At 53.6% G+C, this 22431-nt stretch carries 17 protein-coding genes and 2 pseudogenes; 4 read left to right on the top strand and 15 right to left on the bottom strand.

The features are described 5' to 3' along the window. From AWJ19_RS20730 to AWJ19_RS36785, 7 genes are all read right to left on the bottom strand, one after another. Complete coding sequence (locus tag AWJ19_RS20730) at positions 1-918, bottom strand: ABC transporter ATP-binding protein (RefSeq protein ID WP_068726665.1); 918 nt, start codon at positions 916-918, stop codon at positions 1-3. A 315-nt stretch (positions 919-1233) separates the two neighbouring features. Continuing rightward, a complete protein-coding gene (locus AWJ19_RS34230) occupies positions 1234-1413 on the bottom strand; it encodes a BofC C-terminal domain-containing protein (protein ID WP_082708021.1) in 180 nt (59 codons plus the stop codon). Beyond that, entirely contained in the window at positions 1407-2000 is a 594-nt protein-coding gene (locus tag AWJ19_RS34235; protein ID WP_128083658.1) for a BofC C-terminal domain-containing protein, read from the bottom strand. The genes AWJ19_RS34230 and AWJ19_RS34235 overlap by 7 nt, the downstream gene beginning before the upstream one ends. A gap of 357 nt (positions 2001-2357) precedes the next feature. Continuing rightward, positions 2358-3626 carry a serpin family protein gene (locus tag AWJ19_RS20740; protein WP_068726667.1) on the bottom strand — a complete coding sequence of 423 codons (1269 nt, stop codon included), beginning with the start codon at positions 3624-3626 and terminating at the stop codon, positions 2358-2360. A gap of 89 nt (positions 3627-3715) precedes the next feature. Then, a complete protein-coding gene (locus AWJ19_RS20745; protein WP_068726669.1) occupies positions 3716-5842 on the bottom strand; it encodes a CocE/NonD family hydrolase in 2127 nt (708 codons plus the stop codon). Positions 5843-5855: 13 nt separating this feature from the next. Continuing rightward, the gene (locus AWJ19_RS20750) at positions 5856-6431 is read right to left on the bottom strand and encodes a membrane dipeptidase (RefSeq protein ID WP_241781825.1); all 576 of its coding nucleotides are present in this window, start codon (positions 6429-6431) and stop codon (positions 5856-5858) included. Further along, on the bottom strand, positions 6395-6622 hold the full coding sequence (locus tag AWJ19_RS36785) for a hypothetical protein (RefSeq protein ID WP_068726672.1): 228 nt from the start codon (positions 6620-6622) through the stop codon (positions 6395-6397). The genes AWJ19_RS20750 and AWJ19_RS36785 overlap by 37 nt, the downstream gene beginning before the upstream one ends. Positions 6623-6802: 180 nt before the next feature. On the opposite strand from AWJ19_RS36785, the pseudogene fabV reads away from it, so the two are divergent. Further along, positions 6803-7983, top strand: a pseudogene (gene fabV / locus AWJ19_RS20760) (enoyl-ACP reductase FabV). Positions 7984-8043: 60 nt separating this feature from the next. On the opposite strand, the gene AWJ19_RS20765 reads toward fabV, so the two are convergent. The 5 genes from AWJ19_RS20765 to AWJ19_RS20785 form a co-directional block, all read right to left on the bottom strand. Then, on the bottom strand, positions 8044-9930 hold the full coding sequence (locus AWJ19_RS20765; RefSeq protein WP_068726674.1) for an ABC transporter permease: 1887 nt from the start codon (positions 9928-9930) through the stop codon (positions 8044-8046). Continuing rightward, a complete protein-coding gene (locus AWJ19_RS20770) occupies positions 9902-10669 on the bottom strand; it encodes an ABC transporter ATP-binding protein (protein WP_068726676.1) in 768 nt (255 codons plus the stop codon). The genes AWJ19_RS20765 and AWJ19_RS20770 overlap by 29 nt, the downstream gene beginning before the upstream one ends. A 108-nt stretch (positions 10670-10777) precedes the next feature. Continuing rightward, positions 10778-11773: a sensor histidine kinase gene (locus AWJ19_RS20775; RefSeq protein ID WP_068726677.1), complete on the bottom strand. Its 996-nt coding sequence runs from the start codon at positions 11771-11773 to the stop codon at positions 10778-10780. After that, positions 11773-12477 carry a response regulator transcription factor gene (locus AWJ19_RS20780; RefSeq protein ID WP_068726679.1) on the bottom strand — a complete coding sequence of 235 codons (705 nt, stop codon included), beginning with the start codon at positions 12475-12477 and terminating at the stop codon, positions 11773-11775. The genes AWJ19_RS20775 and AWJ19_RS20780 overlap by 1 nt, the downstream gene beginning before the upstream one ends. A 37-nt stretch (positions 12478-12514) precedes the next feature. Further along, positions 12515-13891: a hypothetical protein gene (locus AWJ19_RS20785; protein ID WP_068726681.1), complete on the bottom strand. Its 1377-nt coding sequence runs from the start codon at positions 13889-13891 to the stop codon at positions 12515-12517. 253 nt (positions 13892-14144) lie between these two features. On the opposite strand from AWJ19_RS20785, the gene AWJ19_RS20790 reads away from it, so the two are divergent. Continuing rightward, complete coding sequence (locus tag AWJ19_RS20790; protein WP_068726682.1) at positions 14145-15281, top strand: glycoside hydrolase family 88 protein; 1137 nt, start codon at positions 14145-14147, stop codon at positions 15279-15281. A 629-nt stretch (positions 15282-15910) separates the two neighbouring features. Beyond that, a complete protein-coding gene (locus AWJ19_RS20795) occupies positions 15911-16771 on the top strand; it encodes an AraC family transcriptional regulator (RefSeq protein WP_068726684.1) in 861 nt (286 codons plus the stop codon). 10 nt (positions 16772-16781) lie between these two features. Here the strand turns inward: AWJ19_RS20795 and AWJ19_RS20800 are convergent, their stop codons facing one another. Continuing rightward, the gene (locus AWJ19_RS20800) at positions 16782-17360 is read right to left on the bottom strand and encodes a TetR/AcrR family transcriptional regulator (protein ID WP_068726686.1); all 579 of its coding nucleotides are present in this window, start codon (positions 17358-17360) and stop codon (positions 16782-16784) included. A gap of 280 nt (positions 17361-17640) precedes the next feature. Between AWJ19_RS20800 and AWJ19_RS20805 the strand changes: the two genes are divergently transcribed. After that, on the top strand, positions 17641-18792 hold the full coding sequence (locus tag AWJ19_RS20805; protein WP_241781826.1) for an MFS transporter: 1152 nt from the start codon (positions 17641-17643) through the stop codon (positions 18790-18792). Between the two features lie 190 nt (positions 18793-18982). On the opposite strand, the gene AWJ19_RS20810 is transcribed toward AWJ19_RS20805, so the two are convergent. Then, on the bottom strand, positions 18983-21376 hold the full coding sequence (locus AWJ19_RS20810) for a glycosyl hydrolase family 65 protein (RefSeq protein WP_068726688.1): 2394 nt from the start codon (positions 21374-21376) through the stop codon (positions 18983-18985). 30 nt (positions 21377-21406) lie between these two features. Next, positions 21407-22431: pseudogene (locus tag AWJ19_RS35325) on the bottom strand (glycoside hydrolase family 2); the annotation flags it as partial.

Here is a 22431-nt window from a genome sequence, read left to right on the forward strand (position 1 = left end):
CTAATCCCTCAAATTCTTCTTAGTCAGTTTGAAAAACACCTGTTCAAGATTTGGCGAGATGTACTGGAAGCTCTTGAGCTCATCGCCGAGCTTGTCCTTGATTTCGCTGATTACGCCGACGTTGTTCTTCGGAACCGCCAGCTCTATTTTGTTATCTTCAATAGCAACTACCGTGTAATCCGCCAGCCGTGCGGTGTAAGCGGAGCTCTTCTGCTGAAGCTCCAGCTTCAGAATGGCCTGATCTGTATAAGCCTCCAGGATGTCGCTCAGTCTGCCTTCACAGAGCAGCGTGCCGTTGTCAATAATGCCGACATGCGAGCAGATTTTTTCGACCTCCTCCATGTAATGGGAGATGTAGACGATGGTTGTGCCCAGCTGGTTCAGCTCCAGGATGGCATCCAGAATCCGGTTGCGCGACTGGGGGTCAACCCCTACGGTCGGCTCATCGAGGATGATGACATCGGGATTGTGTACAATCCCGCAGGCAATATTCAGCCGCCGTTTCATCCCGCCCGAGAATTTCTTGGGCTTCTGCTTGCGTTCTTCCCATAGCCCTACAAACTCCAGAGCATAACGCACCTGCTTCTTCAGCTTTTCACCCTTGAGGTTATACAGCTTGCCGAAGAATTCCACATTCTCATAGGCCGACAGATCGTAGATCAGCGCCAGATCCTGCGGCACATAGCCCACCCGGCTCTTCGTGCTCTGGTTAGGATATTCATTGAACCATTGCAGCTTGCCCTTTTGAGGGTTTTCCAGACCAAGCATTACTTTGGTCAAGGTTGATTTGCCTGCCCCGTTGGGACCAAGCAGCCCGTAAATTTGTTTGTCAGTAATAGAGATGCTAAGACCGTCCAGTACCGGTTCCTTTTTGTTGTAACTGAAGTCTATAGCCTCGCCAGAAAAGATTGTCCGCATTGCTGTACCTCCTAAATGTTTTATAGCACCGCCTTAAGGGACTGCTTATGTAAAGACTGCCCTGGAAGCATCTGCCACCTCGTTTCCTACAATCACAGTTTAGCATCGGAGCGTACGGATATACTTTTATGTCATAACAGGCGTAATTTAGATAATAACTGCGAAATTATTCGCACCAGGCAGCACCCGGATGACCGGTCCAGGCCGTATCAGGCTCTGCGGACATAGGCTTACAGGCGTCTGGAACTGCTTCCCTGGATGAAAAAAAAACGGCCATGCTGCCCGTATTGGGCGCATAGCCGTTAAGTACTATATCTATTCAGGCTGCATAACCTGCTCTGCCGAATCCCGCGCATAGTCACTGAAGGTCGAAAGCACACTGTTATACTCCTCGATATCCTGTACACGTATGCCTTCATGCAGCTGCTTCCACACCTCTTCGGGAAGTGAGGATTTCATCGAGCCCATATCCATCTGAAAAAAGGTCTTCAGCACCTCTTCCCCTTCCGGCCGCCCTTGAACAGGCTCAGATTCCCCTCTTCATCAACGCCGATATAGGCATTCTGCTTGGTCAGCGGCGACAGGTCATTTACCCGCTTCTCCAGCCACAGATCGCCTTCCCCGCTGATCCACCCGCTCCAGCCCGGACGGTCTTTAATCAGCGCTTTTAGCTGCCCTGGACTTTTCAGGCCGGGCAACGTCTGGATCTCCTCACCGGTAACGTAGACCGTCTTCAGATGCACCACCCGGCTGATTCCCTCACTGCTTACCGTCTCCAGTAATTTGGCACGCTCCAGCGTGATGCTACCGTCTTCCCCGGTGTCTCCGGCATTATGATGAACAGCTGCCAGAGCCGCTACACTGTTATCCGGATCTCCGCCCTGCAGCGGATCATAGAACGTTCCTGCCGCTTCCGGCATATTCCATTCAGCTGTGCTAAGCAGCCGGCTCAGCTGTTCCGGAACCTGCATTCCCCGCCAGCCAAGCACCGTTAATGCTATACAGGCCGCTCCAACCCAAGGGGCATTTTTCCAACGTCTCCACCGCCGCCACAGTTGTTTTTTCAAGCGAAAAGCGTTCACTGTAATCCCTTCATTCTGCTTTTTTGGATATTGTGGCCTGCAGGGGAAGGGATTATGCGCGTCCGCCGGAAAAATGTTGCTATTCAACGGAGGGAATATAGAGCTCCGAAATTTACTGCGCTACATTTAGCTGGATTTTCGCTACTTAATTTCGGTGAATTCCGGTATTTATGGCTATTAAGTGGAAAAAAGCAATCTAATTCCGGGCATTTATCCCTTTGAGGCAGATTTTCATGAATTTAAGTGGCGTTTTTCCAACTAGTTTCCCGGCAGCAGGGTTTTCCGCAGAATTAGTTGGCGATAATCCACTTAGTTTTATGAGCGTATGCCGCTTTTTCTATATTTATGTGAATTCGGCTATTCCGCCGGCAGCGGCTTCCCGATTGCCCCGAGGAACAGCCATAAGCCCGTCTGTGTGTCCTCAATAATGAAGATAAACGGCCGGTCGGGAGTCATTTCAAAGGGTAAGTCCTCAGTGGGAGCCGCTCCGGAATCCATTGCAACGAGCGTTGAGGCTGCGGCTTCTGTTCCGGATTCATTCACCTCGATAAATGTCTTATGAATAATGGAGCCGATGAAGAGGGGCGTATCCACATCTGCAAGCGCCGAGAAGTCTGCTGTGGCCGGATCAAACGGAGTCTTCATGCCCAGTGCCTGTACAGCCTCCTTCAGATCAATGCCGTATTCGGCAGTGAACCGCGGAAGGCCAACGGTTCCGAACCTCTCCGTGAACTGGTCTCGGGCAGGCAACCCGCCCTGAAGCACCTCATCTACAGACGAACCTTCAGACGGCAGAATAACCAGCATCTCCATCTGGCCTTCCCCGTAAGGAAGCCGTACAGCCTGCCAGTCCTCATTCTCTGCATAAGCAAAGTTACCGGTCTGCTTCATCATCATCACTTCTGCCGAGGTATTATTCCCCGTGTGAAATTCTGCAGGCTCAGAGCGCTCTACAGGAAACTTCTCTTGCCACGCTCCTTTAAAATAAAGAGCATTGACCAGCAGAGCGACTGTATTGTCTCCGGGCGGCTGCTCCAGCATACTGTCTATCTTGCCCGCCGTATGATCTTCAACCCACTGATTCACCTCGGTAACAGACTTCTCTGCAGACAGATCTGTTGTGCGAACCTGCGCCCCGTAGCTGGCTTCGGCTGCTTTCAGATAATTCTTACGCAGCGGAGTTCCTTTATCCGCCCACACCGAGTTGGCCAGCTCAAGCTTAATGCCGGGTCCGGCATCATTAAGCAGCGGCAGCAGTGCCTTGTTGCCGGCATTCAGCTGCTCCAGCTCCCCGGGAGCATAGTCCAGCAGCTTGCCCAGCTCTTCAGCCGTTTCACCGCCGCTGCCATTGTATGCCAGGGCCAGCGCGGCCGATATGCTGTACGGTGAAACCGTAAGATTACCTTCCCCGCCGTTCTGCTCCCTCAGCTTGCCAAGCAGCTGCAGGCCAAGCTCATTGCTCTGCCGGGCAAGCCGGGTATCCAGCTTCGCAGCTGACTCTGCCCGTTCACTGAAGTTCATCACGGAGCCTGCAGCCGCGCCGCCGGACCCGTCAGAACCGCAGCCGGCCAGCAGAATGCATGGAAGCAGCAGGACACAGAAAGGCAGTGCCGGTCTTTTTCTCATAAAACTTCCCCCTTTTATCTCAATCAGCTCAGGCAGATGCTGACATACCTTACCTGACGGAGAATAAATGGAAAATGTTTCAAGACACCTTATGCATTTGGTATAACCGGCAGGAGAATATGGCTCGGATGCTCTGTGCTATGGCAGATGGTCTGCTGAACAATTACCGCCTCAGTATCCTCATACGGATCTTTCCCGGTATTCGTATTAGGGAACGCGACAAATTTGCTTGACGAGGTAACCGTGAAGCGGATGCGGTGTCCGGCAGCGAAGGTATGGGCGATATTTTGCAGGAAAATATCGTACTTCTCTACCTGACCCGGCACCAGCAGCTGCGGATTGTCCAGCCCGTGACGGTACTTGGCCCGCACAATATAGTTGGACAGCCGGATTGAATCGCCGTTCTCATGAACATCGCTGAGCGTCACAACCCAGTCGGTATCAAGACCCGTGCTCGCCGCATACAGGACGCAGGACAGCTCCCCGGCAACCGTCAGCCTGTCGGACAGCGGTTCGCTGGTGTACACCAGAATATCGCTGCGCAGCTCATGCTTTCGCATATTTTCCGGCTCCCGTTCCCCGCTGTCCTGGGCAGGGTCCGCCGGATTATAGATAAACGTATCCGGGGCGGAGTCCGCTTGCGGTGCAGACACCAGCCTGCCGTCGCCCAGCGACGAATTCGCCCGGCCCTCCCCGGCGAGATAGAACGGCGTAACCACCGCTTCAGCGGGAGTCCAGTCTTCAGAGGTTCTCCAGCGGTTTTCACCGACTACATAATAGGAAGCCCGCGGCTCCTCATCGATGCCGTTTGGAATCTCCTTCAGGAACCGGTCGAACCAGCGCAGCACCGAGACATCATAATCATAGACAACCGCATCCTCGCCAAAAGCCACCCCCTGCAGATCCCTGGCCCGGTTCGGCCCGTGCTCCCATGCGCCTAAGCGGATTTTGCGGTTTGGCACATCATGCTCAGTCAGCATCCGCCAGGTCTCCGATACGCCGGGACTGTCCCCGTCATACCAGCCGGAGATCACATACATCGGAACCTTGACCTGATGGCCCAGCTCGGTGAAGGTGCAGTTGCGCCAGAAGTCATCGTATTCAGGATGCCGGCTCCACAGCTCCCACGGGCCTGAGCTCTTCCCGATCATCTGCTGCGGAATGTCCCGGATCGGCCTTGCATCCACCGCTGCTTCCGGACTTACCGTGATCCCGCCAAAAATATCAAAATCCGTCCGCGTCCCCACCGACTGCGCTAAAGTCCACGACAGCAGCGGCCAGGAGCACAGCGTCCCGCCTTTGCGTGCGGTATCGATAAACGGCGAGCCGACATTTACTTCATCCACAACCGCCTTGAGGTTCGGATGCCCGCTGGTCGCTGCTGCAACAACAACGTAACCAAGGTAGGATGCGCCCCACATTCCGACTTTGCCATCCGACCAGTCCTGGGCGATAATCCAGTCAATCGTATCGTAGCCGTCATCCCGTTCATTATAAAATGGAATCAGCTCACCCTCAGAATCCGCCCGGCCCCGCACATCCTGCGAGACTACGGCATAGCCTTTGTTCGCCCAGCGCATAAAAATCTCTTTTTTCCCGTTGCGGTCATAACAAGTGCGCACAAGAATCGTCGGCAGCTTCGTCCCCGGCTGAATACCTTCAGGCAGAAACACATCGGTCGCCAGCTTAATACCGTCACGCATAGGAATCAGGAATGTACCAAGATCATTAACGCCGTACTCCGGCTTGGACAAAAGAGGCTCATCATACACCGTCAGCGGAGTCAACGCTTCATAGCCTGCCTTCACGATCAGCTCGATTCCGTAGCGGTTAGGCGTAAGAAAAGCAATGACCTCCCCGCCCAGCGTCACCACATCCAGCGCCGTATCGCCCCGCAGAGCCCAGACCCGGGAAGCCTCCAGCTTTCCGCCAATCTCCGCTTCATAGCTGATATGCTTGTGATACACCTCGCCCGTGTCCAGGACAACCTTGTCCCCCGCCCAGTCTGCATTTTCGTAGGAAGAGAGCTGGCGGGCGATTTTGGCAAAGGGAAGCACATATTTCGCGTTCGGATCAAGCACATTGTCCTGCATTTGCGTGCGGCGGCGGACGTCCACCTTGGCGTGCATAATTGCTTTTTCCGTAAAATGAATCTTCCCGCTATAAATCCCTGAGCAGTAGAAACGGAAGTCTGTTGTATGTAAATAAGCAGTCATCAGTGCATATCCCCTATCCGCAGATTTGTTCAAATACCCGGAGCCAGTTGCCGCCCATGATCTTGGCAATGTCTTCATCCGTATAACCGCGCGCTACCAAGCCCCTTGTGAAGTTAATAAAAGTGCTGTACTTCTCAAGTCCCGCCACCGTTTCAGTCGAAGGCCCGTCCCCAGGGGCAAAGCCAAGTTTGGGAGCAATATTCTCTTTAAAATAGACCAGGGACCAGTCGAGATCGCTCATCGGCCAGTCTGTGCCAATGCCCACATGGTCCACGCCAGCCAGCCGGATCACGTATTCCATATGATCTAGCACATGGTCAATCGTCGTGTGGTCAGGATCTTCATGGACAAACCACGGCATCGCAAAAATCCCGATCACGCCGCCGGTTCCGGCAATGGCGAGAATCTCCTCGTCGCTTTTACAGCGCATATGCGGATATATCGCTTCTGCTCCAGTGTGTGAGGCAATGACCGGTGTGCGGGATACCCTGCAGGCATCCAGGGTCGTCTGTTTTCCGCAGTGTCCGGTATCGACAATGATCCCCAGCTCGTTCATCCGCTGCACGAACCGGACCCCGAAATTTGACAGCCCGCCGCCGCTTCCTGCCGCAGATAACCCGGCATCAGCCCGAACAGATTCCCGCCCATAAGCGGCATTACCTGCCGTAGGCTCTGGATAGCATCCCCCGCTGACAGTGCTGCCAGCACATCCTGCATGACACCGATGCAGGCCTGCATCGATAGAATCTCCGCTGTTTCTCTTCCGTTAATCACCAGCATTATGTACGGCCTCCAATCTTGTCAGCTAATCTTTCCTTCTATTTATCATAGCGCTATCCCGGCTGTTTGCGAAATACCGGAGACAAAATAACCGGGGGGCTTATCTTTCTTAGCCATCATTTGCTATACTCTATAACAGTGGCTATAAAGTTAAAATTGAAAACAAAGGGGATTTCCTATATGATCATCCAGCCCAAAACACGCGGCTTCATCTGCACTACGGCGCATCCCGAAGGCTGTGCCCAGCAGGTACAGCAGCAGATCGACTATGTAAAAGCACACAAAAAACTGAGCGGACCCGTTAATGTTCTGGTTGTCGGAGCCTCCACCGGATATGGACTGGCTTCGCGTATTACCGCTGCCTTTGGTGCCGGAGCGAATACGATCGGCGTCTTCTTCGACAAGCCGGCTGAAGGTGCACGCACGGCTTCCGCAGGCTGGTATAACTCCGCTGCGCTGGAGAAGGCTGCTGCCGAGCAGGGCCTGAAGTCGTTCAGCATCGTCGGCGACGCTTTCTCTGACAGCATCAAGACCAAGACCATTGACCTGATCAAAGCCGAATTCGCAACGTTGATCTCGTAGTCTACAGCGTGGCCTCCCCGCGCCGCACCCATCCGGTTACAGGAGAAACCTTCTCCTCCGTGATCAAGCCGGTAGGCAATGCGTATACCAACAAAACAATGAACTTCCACTCCGGTGAAGTATCAACCGTAACGATCGAGCCGGCAACGGATGATGAAGTGCGTCAGACCATTGCCGTTATGGGCGGTGAGGACTGGGGCATGTGGATCGACCAGCTTCAGGCAGCAGGCGCGCTTGCTGAAGGGGCAACAACGGTAGCCTACTCCTACATCGGACCTGAGGTTACTCACCCGATTTATAAAGACGGAACAATCGGCCAGGCTAAAAATGACCTGGAGAAAACGGCAATCGCACTGAACGAGAAGCTGAGCGCTACAAACGGACGGGCCTTTGTATCGGTTAACAAGGCGCTTGTAACCCAATCCAGCTCGGCCATTCCGGTTGTACCGCTTTACATCTCTGCCCTGTACAGAGTCATGAAAGACAAAGAGCTGCATGAAAACTGCATCCAGCAGATGTACCGCCTGTTCGCCGAGCATCTGTATAACAGCGACGCCGGCAACAGCCACCTGATCCGCATCGACGACTGGGAAATGCGTGAGGACGTTCAGGCTGAGGTCATGAAGCGCTGGAGCGAAATTGAGACAGCCAATGTACCTGATCTGGCAGACCTGCCAGGCTACCAGGATGATTTCTTCAACCTGTTCGGCTTCCGCACCGAAGGTGTGGATTATGAAGCAGATACCGATCCGGCGGTAGACATCCCGAACCTGGTGTAATACCCAAGAACAGCAAAGAGGCCGCTCCCATACCGGGATGCGGCCTCTTTTTATATGAACCTACTGCCTTAGTGCCAATCTTACCTGTCTTGTATAGAACAACCGCACGATTAAGAAATAGACCAGCTGGATGATAAAGAACAGCCCCAGCACAAGCGCGGATTCCTTGAGCAATGAATACCGGAACATATGAGACAGTGTCGTAAGCGCCACGGCTCCATGTACCAGCGCTACAAGAATAGGCGCAAAGAACAGCAGGCTGATCTGGCGGTTCAAGATCCGGCCCAGCTCTTTTTCACTGAGGCCCAGCTTGGATATTGCCTTGAACTTGTGCTTATCTTCGTCCAGATCGCTGTACAGCCGGAAATACAGGAAGCTGCCTGCTGACACAAAGAACACAATGCCGACAAAGAAACCCACGAACATCATGGGTCCGAAATTTTTAACCGTCATGTCCATCTGATAATCCAAGGCATCGAACTGATAAGCCTCGGAGTATGGCAGCCTGTTCAGCAGCTGTCCCCCTATAGCCACTGCTCCCTTTTGACCAGCCGGTCCGTGCCAGGTATAGTAGTGTTCCACCTTGGACGGATTGCCGAGGCTTGCCACCAGCTCGTCCGGGACAATCAAATAATGGCTGACAACGCTGACTACCGGAGACAGAATGGCCCGGTCCGCTTCCACCACGGCTCCCGTCTGCAGCTGCAAGGGCTGATTCAGCATGCCCTCTCCATTGCGTGTCAAGCCGAAATCAACAGCCACCGCCTTCCCTTCCTCCAGCTCTATTGTTTCAAGCTCCATGATCTCCGCAATATGGTTGTATTCGCTTTGCTTTACCAGCAGCAGCATTTCGTCGTTCCCTGCCGCAAGCGGATAATAACTAAGCTCAAGCTCAGCCTGCTCAGCCTGGAGCCCTGATTCACTGAGCTGCTGATTAACCAGTTGCACATGCGCCTGCTCCATAGTGTCGCCATCCCCGGCCAGATAAGTGAACAAATAGGGATTATGCTTGGGCAGCGAACCGTACAGCATCGACTGGAACCCGTACAATGACCCGATGGCACAGAAGGACACTGTTGAAATAATCGCCACCAGAAAAAAGGTACGCGCATTATCCTTCATCCGGTAAGACAGGTCGGAGAAGAGCAGCATATTGGTTCTAAACCAGAAGAACCGCTCCTGACTCTTCAGCCTCCGGATGATATAGACGCTGAGCTGGGTGAACAGCAGATAGGTCGCAACAGTAACCATAATCACCACTGGCAGGAGCAGAAATACGGCTTCCAGCCCTTCAGCCCGCAGCGACAGGAAGTAGCTGATCCCGATTAGGGCTACGACAAGCAGGGACAGCAGCAGCGAGGCCTTCGGCTCTTTTTTCGGCTGACGGTCAGATTTAATCAGAGTAATCAGCTCGCCGCTGCGCAGCACCGCCGAAATAAACAGGGAGATCAGCATGAACAGCAGCAGAAAGGAGACCAGGGTAAGCACAATCGCCTGCAGCGGAAAATAAAAATCCAGCCGCTCGTTGAGCGCAATCACATTTTCCCCCGCCAGCAGAATCCCCTTCGCGAACACCAGTCCGAGGCTGAGGCCGCCGGCAATGGCACTGAAGCCGATCAGCATATTTTCCATAAAAATCATCCTGCGCAGCTGACCGGTTGTCATGCCCTGCAGGATCATCAGGCCGAATTCCTTTTTGCGTGACTGCAGGAAGGCGCTCATGGAATACAGCACAAAGAAAAAGGAGAATACATAAATGATCCATTTCGAGACCGTCAGCGCAACCACGGTGCTTGAGTTCAGCCTGTCGGCACTAAGCTGCGGATGCGAGGCAAAGATCGAGAACGTAAAGAACACCATTACCATAAACATGCTGCTGAGAAAATAGGCGGTGTACAGCCGTTTGTTGCGGGTGACATTACGGAATGCGAATTGTCGGAACGTCATTGCCGTATCCCCCCAGCAGTGAAAGTGTATCAATGATTTTCTGGAAAAAGCTCTGGCGGTTGTCGCCGCGGTGAATCTCGGTATAAAACCGGCCGTCCTTGATAAACACCACGCGATGGCAGTAGCTTGCGGCCACAGCGTCATGGGTAACGAGCAGCATCGTCGTTTTTTGCTCCTGGTTAATCGTCACCAGCATATCCATAACATCCTTGGCCGCTTTGGAATCCAGATTGCCGGTAGGCTCATCTGCCAGCAGCAGCTTGGGCGAATGAATCATCGCTCTGGCAATGGCTGTCCGCTGGGACTGGCCTCCCGAGATTTCATAAGTACGCTTTTTCATAATAGAGGCTATTCCCAGCTTGTCAGCGATCCGCTGCGCCTTCTCCTTCATCTCACGGACCGGGGCTCCGTCCAGCGTCAGCGGAAGCACCATGTTCTCCTCTACAGTCAGCGTGTTCAACAGATTAAAATCCTGGAATACGAAGCCTAGTTGACGGCGGCGGAAGACGGCCAGCTCATTTTTACCCATCGTGCCTATGCTCTTGCCGTCGATCAGAATCTCTCCGGTTGTCGGGCTGTCGACAGTGGCAATCAGGTTCAGGAGTGTCGTTTTTCCGCTTCCGGACGGTCCCATGATCCCTATGAATTCCCCCTCTTCCACCGTCAGATCAATATCTGTCAGTGCCCGGTAGGCGATGTTTCCTTCATATATTTTATTGACCTGTTTTACCTGCAGCATCTTTGCTCTTGTCTCCTCTCTATAGCCGGCTGGTTCTGTACCCAATATACAGGGCCGGCGGAAGAGCAGCTATCGAACAAGGTTTCACTTTTCTTACATGCATGTAAGCTAAGCAGTCGCAGCAAAGATAAGCCGGACCACTGTTCCCGCTCCAGCCTCTGACTCCAGTTCGATCACATGCCCGAGACGGTCGGCAGCTTCTTTGGTCAGATACAGCCCCATCCCTGTAGATTCGCGCAGCCCCCGCCCGTTCTCACCGGTAAAAAAGGGATCAAATACCCGCTTGAGGTCGGACGCCTGTATGCCGATCCCCTCATCCCTCACCTCTATAACAGCCTCGCTGCTCCGTAAATAACAGGAAACCGTGATTTTTTTATCGCCGGAAGCTTTAACGGCAGTGTATTTGATCGCATTGTTAATGATCTGCGACAGCATGAAGAACAGCCATTTCTCATCCGTCTGGACGGAAATGCCCGGATCAGCCGCTTCCACCGCCGGAAAGATCCGGTTGCGGATAAACTGGCGTTTATGCTCATGGAGAACCTCGTGAATCAATTGCGGAAGAACAACCTGTCTGATGTTAAAATCCTTCTCAAACGCGCGCAGCCTGGCCATGTACAGCACCGTATGCAGACCGCTGCGCATCCGCTCCAGTTCCTCCCGGATACTGGCAAACTCAGGCTCGTCCATATTCTGGACTGTAAGCTCAATAACCGAAAGCGGGGTCTTCATCTGGTGCACCCACTGGTCGATGAAGCTCAGATGCTGCTCCTGCTGCTTTTTTACTGCGGTCAGCTGCTGCATGGTATGGCGGTAGTGGGAATGCAGCAGCTCCTCAAGGGCTTTGGATACGGGGGCCTCCTCTATATTCTGAAAGGCTTCATCCAGTGATTCCAGCGGCCGGCTGAGCCGGAGATAAAAGCGGCGCCGGGTCACGTACTGGTGGACCAGATAACAGGAGAGGAAGAAAAAACCTATAAAAACAGCATACAAGGCAACCGGCAGCTGCCGGTATCCGTCCAGCCAATAGATGGAGATAATGGCCCCGAATTGAACCAGCTGCACGGCAATCAGCAGCAGGTGCTCCCGTATAAACAGCTTCATCAGACACCCTCTTCCCAAGTAACATTCAGCCGGTAGCCCGTTCCCCTGACCGTCAGCACAGCCTCCTCGATCCCAAGCTCCTGCAGCTTTTTACGGACCCGGGTGATGTTCACATTAAGCGTATTCTCATCAACAAAAGCTTGAGGCTGGTCCCACAGCTTCTCAAGCAGCGCTTCCCTGCTGGCTACCCGCGGGTAACGCTCCATCAGACTCTCCAGAATATCCGTTTCTTTTTGGGTAAGGCTGACCATATCTTTCCCAAGCTGCAGCTCGAGCCTCTCGGGATACAGGATAAGCCCAGCCTGCTCAATCACTGCTTCCTGGCGTACTCCGGCATATTCGCCGAACGCCCGCCGCAGATGGCTGCGGATTTTGGCCAGAACTACCCCGGAATGAAACGGTTTGGTGATATAATCATCCCCTCCGTTCTCCAGCGCCATAATCTGGTCCATCTCACCCTCACGGGCTGAAATAAAAAGGATAGGACAAGTGGAGACACGGCGGATTTGTCTGCACCAGTAATAACCGTCATAGCTCGGCAGGTTCACATCAAGCAGTACCAGCTCCGGCTGCGCTTGCCGGAATTCCTCCAGCACCTGCCCGAAATCCTGGACCAGCACCGCCTCGTACCCGTATTTTTGGATGGCAGACTGCAGAAGCTCGGCAATCTTGATGTCATCCTCAACGATCATTATTTTGGACATAAGCACAGCTCTCCTTAACCGTTACAATCAGCGAGACTCAATAAATCGGATATCCCCATACGAACAATCCCAGATACAGCAGACTGCCTACTATACATAATACCGTTACCGCACTGTCCTTAGCCTTATCCTTCGTAAGCAGCACAACCGCAAAGGCCAGCGGAAAAGCAGCAGCCAGATAACGCGGCGCGGACAGCAGCCAGGTCGGACCGGTTACAAATACAAAATACACAATCATATAGGCTGTATAGGAGGGGTGGAGCTTCCCGGCGCTTTTGAACATTACATATAGTGTAGTGAAAATAGCGAGCAGATTCGGCAGCCAGAGCCCGAGAAAGCTGCGGCTGTCCCCTTCCTTGAACTTGCCTACCGCATACTCCATCTGGTACCTCACTGTATCAAAAAACAGATACTGCCTCTGGAACCAGTGCTCCCGCTGGTAAATGCTGAACTGCAGCGCATTCCCGTAGACCGCGTAGTTGATGTACAGGTAGGCCAGCAGGCCAAGCGGCACGATTGCCAGACAACCGGCGGCAGCTGCCAGCTTGCGCTTGAACGCTTTTTTATGGGCAGATTTGTGCGTTTCAGCAAGGCCGCGCCACAGCTCAATTGCAATCGGTACAGCAAGCAGTACCCCGGGAGAACGTGTAAATCCGGCCAGAGCGGCGCACAGGCAACCAAACAGCCACTTCTTTTTGCGGACAAGATAAATGGATAGTAACGACAACAGCAGGAATAAGGATTCCGTCATCGGCAGCAGGAAGAAGAAGGCCGCAGGGAAAATAAACATATATTTTACTACCCGGAGCGCCTCTTTCCTGTCCATGTCCAGCACCGCAAGCTCATAAGCAACCAATGCAAAGGCAACTGTACAGAGATTGGCTACCGTATAACCTGCAGCAAGATAGTTATCAGTGAAGAAGTGAGCCACCTTGATTAGGATCGGAAAAAAGGGCAGGAACACGATATGGAACCGGGGATCCCCCTCCGTCACATACCAGTTCTCGGCAATGCCCAGATAAGATGGTGCATCGATTCCTTTTATATGCCAAGCCTCATTTAGATGGTCAATTAGACCCCCGGTGTAACCGTTCTTCAGGATAAGAAAAGCGTAGGCGGCAACCGCCATAAGCAGCCTGCTGAGCAGCACCCAGACAACAATTTTCGTCCACGCCTGTCTGCGCAGATCTTCTGCAGCTTCCAGCCCGGCATACTGTTGGATCCGGCCGGCTGTAATATATCCGGTTAATGCAGGGATTGCACGCAGGCCGGTTAATACAAACAATCCGTAGCAGGCCGCTGCGGCAACAGTGCCCATAATCGTCCAGCTGCTGACATGCGCTGCCCAGTATAATCCCGCTGCTAACATGATAGCTGCAAAAATGACAGAGATTCCTTTATTGTACTTCTCCATCTGTTCCCCCTTGTGATTAATAACAATATGTATATCTGCTCTATCAGCATAAGTAATTTTTACCATAAGACCGGGGGATTGTCTTTACAATCTTTAATCCGGCAACGCTCATTCCGCAATATACCTAATCAATTACACAACAAACCGATATTACATCAGATTTATAATGAGGTTAAGGACAATATAGCGATATATTGTAAACGATGATTTGAGCATCAAAAATAATCTAGCGATACTAGGAGGTTATTCCGGCATGAACCACAAATCCGTAATTGAACAGACCCTGGGAATCACCCGTCTTAACATTGAGCGTTTCGGTAACCGCTTTCCAATTGTCAGCATGGGCGATGGCAAATACTATCTGACTGACCAGACGAACTGGACGGAGGGCTTCTGGTCCGGTATTTTGTGGCTGAGCTATGAATACAGCAAAGATCCCGCTTTTTATTATGCAGCGATCCAGACGGTGGATTCCTTCCGTGAGCGCATGGAAGCAGGGCAAGAGCTGGATCATCATGACATCGGCTTCCTCTACTCCCTGTCCGCCAAAGCGCGGTGGATCGTCGACAACGATGAAGCCTCCCGCCTGCTGGCACTGCAGGCCGCCGATGTACTGATGAAGCGCTGGCGTTCAGCACCGCAGGTGTTCCAGGCGTGGGGGCCGGAAGGTGACGCCGACAACGGCGGCCGGATTATCATCGACTGCCTGATGAATCTCCCGTTGCTCTACTGGGCAGCTGAACAGACGGGAGACCGCAGGTACGCCGAATGTGCCACTATTCATGCCGACAAAAGCCGCCGGTTCCTGGTGCGGGGGGACGACTCCTCCTATCATACCTTTTACTTCGACCAGGAGAACGGAAATGCCATCCGCGGCGGAACCGCGCAGGGCTACCAGGACGGCTCGACCTGGACACGGGGCCAGGCCTGGGGCGTCTACGGCTTCGCGCTGGCTTACCGCTATACGCGGGAGGAGCGATTCCTCGAAACCTCGCGGAGGCTGGCCCGCTACTTCCTTGAGCATCTCCCCGAGGATCATGTCGCCTATTGGGACTTCGATGCCCCGCAGGAGGAAGGCACAGCGCGTGACAGCTCGGCCTCAGCCATCTTTGTGTGCGGTGTCCTAGAGCTGCTGGAGCATCTGCCGGAGGGCGACCCGGACCGCGCTTTACTAAGCGAAACAGTGAACCAGTCGATGGACTCGCTGATCAGCAACTACTTCACCTCCGGCAATCCGGACGAGGAAGGCTTCCTGCGCCACGGCTCCTATTCGGTCAGAGGCAACTCCTCCCCCGACGACTTCATGATCTGGGGCGACTATTTCTTCCTGGAGGCGCTGCTGCGCCTGGAGCAGGGGATTCCGGGGTATTGGTACGGACGGCAGGTGTAGGGGAGTCGTGAGCAGGCAGGAAAGAGGAGCGGGAACCTGGCTCGGAGGCTGGCTGGGGGACTTGGCTGGAGCGTTTAGTGGAGAGTTGGGTAGGAGAGTCTGGTGGAATGTTGAGCGGGTGAGTTTGGTGAGGGCGTCGGGTGGAGTGTTGAGCGGGTGAGTTTGGTGAGTGCGTGAAGGCGGTAGGCGAAAAAGTCAGAGTTTAGCTGAGAGGTAGGCCCGATAGTTAGTTAGGAGTAACTAGTCTTGGGGGAGTGGGAGTAATACGCTCCCTCATCCGCCGGGATCAAGGGCATTTTTGCTTTTCATTCCGCACATTCTCCTTCATTTGCCGGAATGAGAGGCATTTTTGCCTTTCATTTCGCACATTCCTCGTCATCCGCCAAAATCAAGGGCATTTTTCCCTCTCATTTTGCACATTCTCCCTCATCCGCCAAAATCAAAGGCATTTTTCCCTCTATCACCACGGTCAGCGGGCTAAACTAGGCTACTTAATGGGATTTTTCCCTCTAAGGATTTACCTGGTTACTTAGAGCTGCATAGTTACTTAAGCGCGCAGATGAAACGGTTTCTTTTTACCGGACGGCTCCTTATACTAAAAGTAATACTGGTTGATGAGGGAGCGCTGCATGAACAGGAATGATCATCTGCCCCAGGGGCTGGAGCCCGGGTTGTTTATGTACAAGTATAAGTATGAGGATGCGGAAGCCCATTGGTTCCACGCACACAGGGGCATTGAGATGCTGTACATTTATAGCGGCCGCGGTGAGATTATGGCAGAGAATCAGACGTATCCGATCCGGGATCACACGCTGGTCTGGTTCCAGCCCTATCAGCTGCACCGTGTGCTTGTTCCTGCGGCCGAGGGCCATTCATATATCCGGACCAATCTGACCTTTGACCCCGGATTTTTGGAGCGTTATCTTGCGGCTTTTCCTTTACTGGAGAAATTTTTCCGCAGCTTGTGGAGGGGGAGCCTGCAGCGTCCGGTTGTATATGACATGCAAAATACGCCGGTTGCCGCTGTCCTGGAGGAACTGCATTACGCCGACAATAGCTCCGCTGCGGATAGAGAAGAAAATATGGGGCTCCTGATACTCCAGTTAATCCGGCTCCTGCAAAAGAACATGTCCGGCGTATTGCCCGGGGATTTCAATAACCAGTCACGTGGAGGTTCGCATGCAGAACGAATTACCGGCTGGCTGGACGAACACTATAAAGAGCCTTTTAGCCTGGAGACGCTGGCCGCTGCGATGCACCTGTCACCGTACCATATTTCACATTTGTTTAAGGATTTTGCCGGAATCACCCTGTCTGAATATGTGATGCAGCGGCGTGTACGGGAAGCCTGTATTCTGCTCGCCAACACCTCAAGGTCCGTTCAGGAGATCGCTGCCGAAGTCGGCGGCTATTCTCCGTCGTATTTTAGCCAAATGTTCAAAAAGCAGAAAGGAATCTCACCGGAGAAATACAGAAAGAGCATCCGCTGAACGAAGCTCATTACAAATGGGATAACGATACCGCAACCGCATTATCCACAAAAGACCGGTCGGGCCGGGCCTTGAGCAATACCGTGATTCCGATTAAAGATACAACGAGGCTTTGTGCCAAAGCTTTGGCGTCCGTCTCTTGATTAAGCTCGCCTGACCGGATTCCGCGCTCAATCGTTTCCTGAAACAGGACGGCAAGGTACATCTGGTGCTCCCGCGTAATAATTTCAAATTTCTCATCATGAGGGGACAGCTCAACCATTGTATTAATGCAAAAGCACCCCAGGCTCCCCTCCCCCGCGTACTCCCCGTCAACCAAACCTTTGAAGTAATTACGAAAGGCTTCCCGTACAGAATGATTATTTTCAAGCTTCTTCCGTATGCTTGCAGCGTGCCATTGAGTGTACCTTCGCAGAGTGGTTTCAAACAGCTGTTTTTTATCGCCAAAAGCTAAATAAAGACTGGGCCGCTGAATCGCCATGGCCGAGGTCAAATCGTTAATTGAAGTCGCCTCATAGCCCTTCTCCCAAAAAACACGCATCGCCGCATGAAGCACCTTTTCCTCATCAAACTCCCTGAGCCGGACCATTATTCATCCCCCATATCATACTACTTGGTATATTAAGAATTCTATAATTCGACCGCCTTATTGTCAAACCACTCTAGAAATTCGCCTTGACTATATTTATTAAAGCGGTTATTTTTATTCCATGCTTTTTGTACTGTGCAGTATATTATACTCAAGAGTATATTTTACAATGAGAGGTGTGTGAATACATTTGGGCAAGCTGCAAACCAGCGGAAAGACGGGAATGGGGATTGTAAGAGGAACGGGTAAACCTGATGAAACTGCCATCCGGCCTGCGTTAATGCAACGTAGTGTAACTTTATTATTCGCCATAGCCTGCGGGCTGTCTGTTGCCAATGTGTATTACGCCCAGCCGCTGCTGGATGTTATCGCTGAGGAATTCGCTATTGCCCCTTCATCCGTAGGTATTGTTATCACGGTTACACAGGTTTGTTATGCGATTGGCCTTTTTCTGCTGGTGCCCCTTGGCGATATTCTCAACAAGCGCCTGCTGATTCCCGGTCAGATGCTGTTATCCGCGCTGGCTTTAACTGCGATCTCTTTCGCGCCGAACATCAGCGTGTTTTTTTCGGGCCTGGCCATTGTGGGATTATTGGCGGTAGTTACACAAACATTAGTTGCTTATGCTGCAACCTTAGCTGCTCCATCAGAACGGGGTCGTACGGTTGGAATCGTAACCGGCGGGGTTGTCATTGGTATTTTGCTGGCGAGATCCGCGGCAGGAGTGCTTACGGATGTGGCAGGCTGGCGGACGGTCTATCTTCTGTCAGCAGTCTGTATTCTTGCGATTGCATTAACGCTGCTGCGGATTATGCCTCAGGAGGAACGAAAAACCTCACTTTCCTATTTCCAGCTGCTGCGTTCTGTACTGGGCATGTATAAAGAAGAGCGTATTTTACGTATCCGTTCCTTGCTCTGCATGTTCATTTTTGCCGCTTTCAGCATCTTGTGGACTTCGCTTGTGTTACCGCTCAGCCAGCCTCCGCTGTCACTCTCTCACTCTGCCATCGGAGCGTTCGGCTTAGCCGGAGCTGCCGGAGCGTTAGGGGCAACCCGTGCCGGACGGCTGGCCGACCGCGGATATGGACAAATCACAACCGGAATTGCGCTCATAATGCTCCTCTTTTCCTGGCTGCCTATAAGCTATACAAAGCATTCCCTGGCAGCGCTTGTTGCCGGAATACTCCTCCTGGACATGGCCGTTCAAGCGGTACATGTTACGAATCAGAGTATGATTTTTAATGTGCGTCCCGAGGCCCGCAGCCGTCTCACCGCCGCCTATATGATCTTTTATTCAATCGGCAGCTCAGCCGGGTCTATTGCCGCAACAGGCATGTACGCCTATGCCGGGTGGAATGGAGTATGCTGGCTCGGAGCCGGTGTAAGTGCACTCGCTCTATTATTCTGGGCCATAACCCGACGTAAATGTTGAGCAGGCAGCAATCATAAATAACCGCCCTTAGGCAAATGGACGGGTTGAACAGCCATTTTGCCTAGGGCGGTATGATGTGCTTTTTCCCCGCTGACAGAAGAAAAATGCAGGGTGTTTAATAAACCCCGGTGAAGTCCCGTATGCTCAAAGACCAAATACAGTCCGCTGTATAAGATCAGCCTGTTTTTTTCTACAGAACAACCTCGACCTTGACGGATGAGCGTCCGGGATATGCAGGAAGGATGTTGCCCTCCAGCAGTACGCCGTCGACGGTGATGCTTTTGACACCTTTGCAGACCTTATTGGCATTGGTAACAGTGATATCGTAGACGCAGCCCCGGAAGCGCCGCTTGACCGTGAACCCTTCCCAGTCCGCAGGAATGCACGGGTCGACGGACAGCCCCTCCAGCACCGGCTTTACACCGAGAATATACTGGGTAACGGCCACGTACATCCACGCAGCGGTACCGGTCAGCCAGGAGACGTTGGCCAATCCGAACTTGTCGGATTCCGGCCCGAACAGGTTGGAGGCATAGACATAAGGCTCTGCTTTGTAGCGCCACAAGCCTGCTTTGTCCATGGCAACATTCGGCAGCAGCTGGCGGTAATATTTATAAGCCAGATCCCCGCGTCCCAGCAGGCATTCCGCAATAATGGCCCACGTGTTGGCGTGGCAGAAGACCGCCCCGTTCTCTCCCGTCCCCTTGTTGTAATTGGTCAAAGGGTCGGCAGGATCGGGGAAGGTGGTGATGGACGGGTGGATTTTTTTGATGCCGAGCTCGGTGTCCAGCATTTCCCGCACACTGTCCATCGCCTGCAGCCCCTTATCCACATCTGCCATACCGGAGATCGTTGCCCAGGTCTGGGCGTTGAGCCAGATTTTGGCCTCGTCGTGTTCGTCGCTGCCGAGGAACCGGCCGTCATCCATAATCGCCCGGCGGAACCAGCGGCCGTCCCAGCCGATGCTGTTGACCAGCTCACGCTGACGCTCATACATCTCCCCGTACCGGGCGGCATCCTCCGGATGACCGGCAGCCGCAGCCAGGTCAATCATCCGCAGCAGTACGGTTCCGAGCTGCATCGAGGTCCAAATGCTTTCCCCTTTCCCCTCGCGGCAGACCCGGAACAGCTGGTCATTCCAGTCCGAGCGCAGCATCAGCGGAAAGCCGCGGGAGCCGAGCTGGGAGGCAGTAAAATCAATAGCCGCCCGCAAATGCTCATACACTGTGCCCTCACCGCCGTCATAATAAGGCACACTTGCCTGCAGGAACGCGGCATCCCCCGTCTCTGCCAGCAGGTCCCAGGCCGAAAGCGCCGTCCATAGATGATCATCCGAATGAATGCTCGTTACCGGCTCCCAGCCTTCATTAGGGAAGAAATAATGATTCACATGCCCGTCCCTGTACTGCTGGCCGAGCAGCAGCTTCAGCTTGTCAAAAGCAAGCTCCGTATCAAAGGGCACAACCGAGAGTATGTCCTGGGCTGTATCCCGGTAGCCTACCCCGCGGAATGTGCCGGTCGCGTAAAAGGAAATATTGCGCGAGAACAAAAAGTTGCGGTGCGCCTGATACGGATTCCATATGTTGATCATCCGCTCGGCATCCTGGTCCGGCAGCCGGCTCTCCCAGGCGCCCAGATAGCCGGACCAGTTCTCTTTTAGCGCCTGGAAGGAGACTTCCACAAATCCGGCTTCCCTGGAATGTGCGATTGCCCGCGACACCTCCGCCTCATCCGCCGCTGTGCCGAGAAACACATTAATCGTCCGGCTCTCTCCCGGCTGAAGGGTAACATTGAACTGCAGTGCGCCGCACGGGTCGCCGCCCAGCAGCGTCGATCCGGTACAGCCGCCATTTTCAATTGCCGCCGGATTGGTTTCACTTCGGTAGCTGCCGATAAACTCCTCACGGTCACCGTCATAGCCGGCAAGCGGCGTATCCGCAGCCAGATAGACGAGCGGCGTCTCCTCAGGCTTAGGCTGGTTCTCCACTCCGTAACGGTAGACCAGCGCCTCTGCCTCATGATACTGCACGGACACCTGATGCTTGTTATAGCACTGCCACTGCAGCTCACGCATAAACTCCATCATCCCGAATTCGGCGTAGGCGTAGACCTTCAGCTCCTTTGCTTCGGTCCCTTCATTGGTCAGCGTCAGATTCCAGATCAGCGAGTTCTCATGCGGTCCGACAAAATACACCGTCCGGGCCGCGATATCGCCGCGCTTTGCCTCAAAGCGGGTGTAGCCCATCCCGTGGGCGCTCTTCCATTCCTCCGGTTTATCCAGGGCTGGCTCGCTGGTAGGGCACCAGTAGCTGCCCGACTTGGCATCCTGCACATAAATGTACGGGCCGGAACGGTCCATCGGCAGATGGAAGAAACGGTAGCGGGTAATCCGCCAGATCTGGGGCGACTTGTAAAAAGCCACACCGCCGCCGGCATGTGACAGCATCGTATGGAAGGTGCCGTTCGACAGGTAGTTCATCCACGGCGTCGGCATGTCGTGCCGCTTGAATTCGACCTCTTTTTCATCATCCCTGAAGGTATAGTACTCTTTCGGATCGCTATTTCTGGTAAGCTCCGCATTCACCGGGCTTCAGCTCCTTTATAATGTAATGGGTTATTTCGGCTCAACCTCATCCAGGGTCAGACGGTATTCCAGTCCCTTCATATAGGTGCCATCCCTGTTCAAAAAGGTCAGGCCGAACGCCAGGTCTCCGCCCGTCCCCTGCAGGGTGGCGATCAGCCGGTTGAGCCCGGTCTGCAGGGTAAGCTCCCTTTCCGGCTCAGCTACAAGCTCACCGTTCAGGTAAATTTCATAGGGTACGTCTGTGTTAATCCGCAGCCGGCCGGCGTAATGCTGAGCGGCCTCCCCTGCTTGTTCGGGAACATGTACAAAACAGCTCAGAAACCAGCGGTTATCTCCTGCATTTGCTATGCGAAGAGTGCCGTCGCCGGGGCGGCGCTCTTTTTTCTGCATCCAGCCGTACAGGCCCTCGCCCAGGTTATTTAATGAAAATTCCGGATCAATGTAGTACGCCTTCATTTCTTCGTAACGAATGTGAGGAGGGCATGGCAGGGCCATCATCGTTTCCACCGCCCATTCCCCGTCCCCCTTCACACTGTCCAGCAGGCCGTCATCAAAGGACGCGCCCAGATTGGCCAGCAGCCGGGTATACAGGCGCACCGCCTTGTCATTGCCGGGATCAGTAAGCAGCTGGGAGCAGATTACGGCACCTTCGCCAAGCCTAACCTCAGCCATAAACGTTCCTGCAGGACGGGCTTTTCTGCGGTTCAGCTCCACCAGCGCCAGCCGGCTGTATTCAGCGGTATAGCCATGTACGAAGTAGTCCTTCCAGGCTGTTCCCTCAACGCTTGTGCAGAGCGTATCCGCGCCCGCGATGTCCAGGCTGTGCGCAGCCAGCACATGGTTCCTGACCTCGCGCGGCGACAAAAACACCTTGTCGAAGCCGAACAGGTCGACAGGGCTGAACCCCTGCACGGCGGCGTAATCATATTCCGCCGCCAGATGGTACGCCTCGTGCGGGCTGTACGCGCACGGGCCGGTCCAGCAGGTGCCGGGCGCCGCCTGCTGCCCTGGCTCAGCCGGCAGCAGCACCAGCTGCCCGCCGCCTCGGCGTAGTG

Source organism: Paenibacillus sp. DMB5 (genome assembly GCF_001517085.1).
In the GTDB taxonomy this organism is placed as follows: Bacteria; Bacillota; Bacilli; order Paenibacillales; family Paenibacillaceae; genus Paenibacillus_AQ.